The following is a 4,949-nucleotide window of genomic DNA, read 5'->3' on the forward strand; positions in this document are numbered from 1 at the left end:
TAAACAATAGATGTTATAGATGGGGCAGATGAAAAGGATTAGCTCCGAATGGATCTGAGCCGTTAGTGCCGTCAGAACGAATCTGCCCCATCTGTGATTAAATCAGCCCGCGAGCTTTGAACTCCAGGTACTTGTTGATGGTGTTGGCCGTGAGGTTCTGAGGGGCGGTGAGCAGGGAGTGGATGCCGTACTGATTGAGTTCGCGCACAATCTGGCGCTTTTCCTGGGCAAATTTCTCGGCCACGGTCTGTTTGTATACGCCCTGGGTCGTGGTGGCGGGTGCGGTCAGAAAGGCGCTCAGTTCGGTGTTTTCGAAGAACACGACGAGCAGCAGGTGGCTTTTGGCCAGTTGGCGCAGGTAGGGCAGCTGGCGCTGCATGCCATAGAGCGTTTCGAAGTTGGTGAACAGAATCAGCAGGCTGCGCTGGCGGATGTGGTGGCGCACCGTGAGGTAGAGCCGTTCGTAGTCGGTTTCGAGGTACTTGGTTTTCTGGCGGTACAGCACCTCCAGCAGCTGGCGCAGCTGCCCGCTCCGGCGGTCGGCGGGCACCATGGCGCCGGGCTGATGCGAGAAAGTGATGAGCCCGGCTTTGTCGTGCTTGCGCAGGGCAATGTTGCTCACGACCAGCGTGGCGTTGATGGCGTAGTCAAGCAAACTCAGGCCCTCGAAGGGCATGCGCATCACCCGGCCTTTGTCAATGAGGCAGTACACCTGCTGGGCGCGCTCGTCCTGGTAGTGGTTCACGGCCAGCGCGTCGGTGGCTTCGGGGGTGGTCGCGCGGCGGGCGGTGGCCTTCCAGTTGATGCGGCGCGGGTCGTCGCCGGGCACGTAGAGCCGAATCTGGTCGAACTCCAGGCTCTGGCCCACCCGCCGGATGCGCTTCACGCCTACCTCTGTCAGGCGGTTGCTGGCGGCCAGCAGCTCGTACTGCCGCATCTGCAAAAACGACGGGTACACCGGTACCACGCGGTTTTCATCGAACCGAAACCGCCGCCGCACCAGCCCCAGCGGCGAGGCCGCGTACACGTTCAGGGCCCCAAACTCGTACTCGCCCCGCTTAGTGGGCCGCAGCTGGTAGCGAATCACGCTCGTTTCGCCCGGCCGCACCACGGCCCGAAACAGCACGTCGCGCCGCTGAAACTGGTGGGGTACCTCGTCGATGGTTTCGGTGGTGAGCAGGAATCGGTAGCGGTTTTCGAGGTAAACGGCCACGTCGTTGTCAGAGCCGTTGGCCAGCTTGTCGCCCAACACCCGCCGCCCAAACACGCCCCCGCCGGTGCCATAGAGCAAGGCCGCATCCAGCAAAGTCAGCAGCCCCAACAGGGTCAGCAGCAGTTGCAGCGGCACCAGCCAGCCCGGCAGGAAGAAGGCCACGGTCAGCCCCGCCACCAGTGCCGTAAGGGCCAGAAAAAACCGCCGAGTCAGAAAAAAGCTACGCAGAAGCTGCATCAGTAAAACCAAAGCTAGAAGCCAGTATCCCTTCTGTATCTATATTGAGGAAGGGGGTGTCATTTTTCCCGGCCTGCTTACCGGGGAACCTCAATCTGCTGCAGAATTTGCTTCACCACATCGTCGGGGGTGCCGCCTTCCATTTCGCGCTCGGGCGTGAGCTGGATGCGGTGGCGCAGCACAGCCTGGGCCAGGTACTGGATGTCTTCGGGCGTGATGAAGTCGCGGCCCCGGAGGGCGGCCAGGGCTTTTGAACCATTGAGCAATGCCAGCGAGGCACGGGGCGAGGCGCCCAGGTACAGGCCCTTGTGGGCGCGGGTCTGGCCCACGAGGCGGGCAATGTACTCCAGCAGCTTTGGCTCTACGTGCTGTCGGCCCACCTGCCCGCGTAACTCCTGCAAATCGGCGGCCGACACCACGGGCTGCACGGCCTCCAGCGGGGTACCGCCGAACCCGGCGTGGTGGCCCTGCAGAATCTGCACTTCCTCCTCCAGAGTCGGGTAGCCCACGCTCAGCTTGAACAGGAAACGGTCGAGCTGGGCCTCGGGCAGGCGGTAGGTGCCTTCCTGCTCGATGGGGTTCTGGGTGGCCAGCACCACAAAGGGTGCGGGCAGCGGATAGCGGATGCCGTCCTGGGTTATCTGCCGCTCCTCCATCACCTCAAACAGCGCCGATTGGGTTTTGGCCGGGGCCCGATTGATTTCATCAATTAGTACCACACTGGCGAAAATAGGGCCGGGCCGAAACTCAAAGTCGCCCTTCTGGGGCCGGAACACCGAAGTGCCCAGCACGTCGGAGGGCATCAGGTCAGGCGTGAACTGCAGGCGGCTGAACGGTACGCTGAGGGTGCGGGCGAGTAGTTTGGCTGTAAGCGTTTTGGCCACGCCCGGCACGCCTTCGAGCAGCACGTGGCCGTCGGCGAGCAGGGCCGTGAGCAGCAGTTCGGCCAGGTCGCGCTGCCCCACAATCACCTTGCTCAGCTCGCCCCGGATGGCTTCGGCGTGGCGGCTCAACGAACTCAGGTCGGTGCGCGGGGTGAAGGCGGCCGGGATGGCTGCGGCTTCCGAAGTAGTGGAGGCCACAGCATCGGCGGCAGCACTGGTTTCCGCAGTGCCTGGCGCGACCGAAGCGAGAGGTTCGGAATTGGGTTGAGAGGCGTTGGGGAGTTGGTCGTAATCCATGTTCGGGTTATTCTGCATATTGGGGTAAGCTTAGCGAAGAAGAGTTGTTATAGTACTATTCTAAATTTATGCATACGCAATAAATGATTGTTTAAAGTGCTATTATGCGTCTTATTGGAATAATTATAAATATATAAAATGCAAATTTAACTGATAGTGCAATTTTAAGCAGCCTGCTCGTGAAAGCGACTGATGGCCTGACTTAACGCTAGTAATTCCTCGTCGGAAACCTGGCGGGCGGTGAGGGTGCGGTTGATGCGCCGCACTAGTTCATCCACCTTCGAGCGTGGTACGCCGGCTTTATGGGCCAGCCGTTCGCGGGTCGGCTCGTCGGTGAGGTCGAGGCCGGGTTCGTGGTAGTGAATGCGCAGGAAGTCCTGGAACAGCCCGATTTTCTTCTCGGCAATCAGCGCGTGGTTGCTTCCCTGCCGGTAGAGGCTGGCCACGGTGCTCGTAAACAGCAGCGTGGTATTGGGCAGCGGCCGGATGATGGGGATGATGCGTTGCCGCCGCCGGGCCTCAAACAGCACGAACAGCGCTAGCCCTGCCAGCCCCGTCCAGAGGGCCCAGCGTAGCGGCTCGTGCGCCGCCAGCACCCGCAGCAACGACTGCTCGCCCAGCGGCCCCTGCTTCTGGTACTCATCCCAAAAAACCGGCTGGCCCGCCGGCAGCACCGATAGCGCCGCGAAAGCAAACCCCGCCGTGGCCGGCCGCAGCAGCCGCAGGTTGCTGAAGACGGCTGGCGTCGAGCTCAACAGAATGGCGCCTCGACCCACCGGCACGCGCACCAGCACCGGCCGGCGGCGGGCATCGTGGGCCAGCACCGTAGCCCGGCTGCCGGCAGTGGCCCGGAAGAAATACGCCACTTCGGTGGCCGGAAACGGATAGCTCCGGGCCGATCCGGCCGGTGGGTTTACCAGCGTAAGGGTGTTGGTGCGGGCCTGGGCGCTACCGCCGGCAGGCAGCCCGCCGCGTCGCCGCAGCCGCTGTTGCAGCAGCTCATCCAGCTCCAGCACCGGCCGCAACTCCAGGCGCAGCGAATCGAGCAGCCCCCCACTGATTTTTTCGCCCGTTAGCAGCACGTGGCTGCCTTGGGCCGCGTAACGCAGCAGCGCATCCTGATCGAGGGGCGAGCAGAAGAAGCCGTCGTTAATGAACAGGTAGCTGGCCCGGCCGGGACGCAAAGCAGGCGCAGTGGCGCTGATGGTCGTGTCGGGGTTTGCATCGGCCCCCAAACCGGGCAGCAGCTGGTTGGCAATGGGCAGGCGCACGGCGCTGACGGGCTGGCCCGGAAACAGGGCCGGCAACTGGTCGTAGAGCACGTAGGTGCCGTAGGGAATTTTGTCGCGGTTGATGAACGTGGGGCGCCAGTCGGTGGGCTGAGGCCGGAAGTACTCCACCGCCACAAACGCCGCAAACAGCGCCACCAACCCCAGCAGTAAAGCACGAAAACGAGTCATTTTTTGAGCTATTAGCTGACAGCTGCTAGCTGTTAGCTTTTGTTCGGTAGGACCAAGCTGGGTTGAGTAGCCGGATGGAGGCTGGTGGTTTAGGTGCGCAGCCCGCAGTAGGGGCGGGGCTTGTCCCCACCCCTACCACGTATTGGGAAACTCAGGTAAGGTATATTCAAGGGTAAAAGGAGGGCTAGTATAATGAAGGTGGATGGCTAGCGGCTGACGGCCAACAGCTCATTTTGAAAGCTCCGCTGCTGCTCGCGCAGCTCGGGGTACTGGTGGGCCGATAGTGGCAGTTCGCCGTACCAGACGTACTCGAACTGCCGGGTGAGGGCGCGGAAGCCGGCAGCCCGGGGGGGCGTGCCGGCCAACTCGCGCAGGTAGTCGTGGTTGGTTTTGTCGGGCTGCCAGGCAATCAGGCCCTGGTCGCTGAGCTGGCGCAGCGTCTGCAAATAGCCCAGGCGCAGGGCCAGGCGGTAGTTGCCAGCCTGCTCGGCCCGCGCTAGCTCGGCGGCAAAGTCGATGCCGCGGATGTCTTCAGCCAGCGACTCGTAGGGCAGGGGCAGGGTCCGGCCGCGCCGGCCCAACAGCCCCGTCAGGTCCAGTTGCAGCAGGCGTAGTAGCACGTAGGCGAAAGCGGCCGCAAACAGGGCGTACACCACATAACGACCCCGGGTTTCGTAGGTTTTGCCCGAAAATAGCCCGACTATCCAACTCCAGAGCTCCCGCCAAAACCGCGACCAAACGCTGTCGGAGCTGCTTTGCGCGGGCTCGGGCTCCACGTACTGAAACTCGGCCTGCCGGCGCAACGCTGCCAGCCGTCCGACCTTGGGCTGCCGCAGTGCGCCAGCCGGGGCCGTATCG

4 protein-coding genes are annotated in these 4,949 nt (G+C 62.7%); all 4 read right to left on the reverse strand.

Annotated features, from left to right (window positions below; translation table 11 throughout):
- Positions 1–97: 97 nt before the first annotated feature.
- Positions 98–1,450, reverse strand: coding sequence for a DUF58 domain-containing protein (locus HW556_RS17950; RefSeq protein ID WP_176901497.1), 1,353 nt, complete (start codon positions 1,448–1,450; stop codon positions 98–100).
- Positions 1,451–1,527: 77 nt separating this feature from the next.
- Positions 1,528–2,649, reverse strand: a complete 1,122-nt coding sequence (locus tag HW556_RS17955; RefSeq protein ID WP_246289716.1) for an AAA family ATPase — start codon at positions 2,647–2,649, stop codon at positions 1,528–1,530.
- Between the two features lie 146 nt (positions 2,650–2,795).
- On the reverse strand, positions 2,796–4,091 hold the full coding sequence (locus HW556_RS17960) for a DUF4350 domain-containing protein (RefSeq protein WP_176901498.1): 1,296 nt from the start codon (positions 4,089–4,091) through the stop codon (positions 2,796–2,798).
- A gap of 206 nt (positions 4,092–4,297) precedes the next feature.
- Positions 4,298–4,949 (reverse strand): DUF4129 domain-containing protein (locus tag HW556_RS17965; RefSeq protein WP_176901499.1); only part of this gene is annotated, 652 nt, incomplete at its 5' end.

The sequence above is a fragment of the Hymenobacter terrestris genome (assembly GCF_013377905.1).
In the GTDB taxonomy this organism is placed as follows: domain Bacteria; phylum Bacteroidota; class Bacteroidia; order Cytophagales; family Hymenobacteraceae; genus Hymenobacter; species Hymenobacter terrestris.

Coding starts and splice junctions, on each gene's coding strand:
- HW556_RS17950 (WP_176901497.1), bottom strand. CDS start 1,450: ATGCAGCTTCTGCGTAGCTTTTTTCTGACTCGGCGGTTTTTTCTGGCC.
- HW556_RS17955 (WP_246289716.1), bottom strand. CDS start 2,649: ATGCAGAATAACCCGAACATGGATTACGACCAACTCCCCAACGCCTCT.
- HW556_RS17960 (WP_176901498.1), bottom strand. CDS start 4,091: ATGACTCGTTTTCGTGCTTTACTGCTGGGGTTGGTGGCGCTGTTTGCG.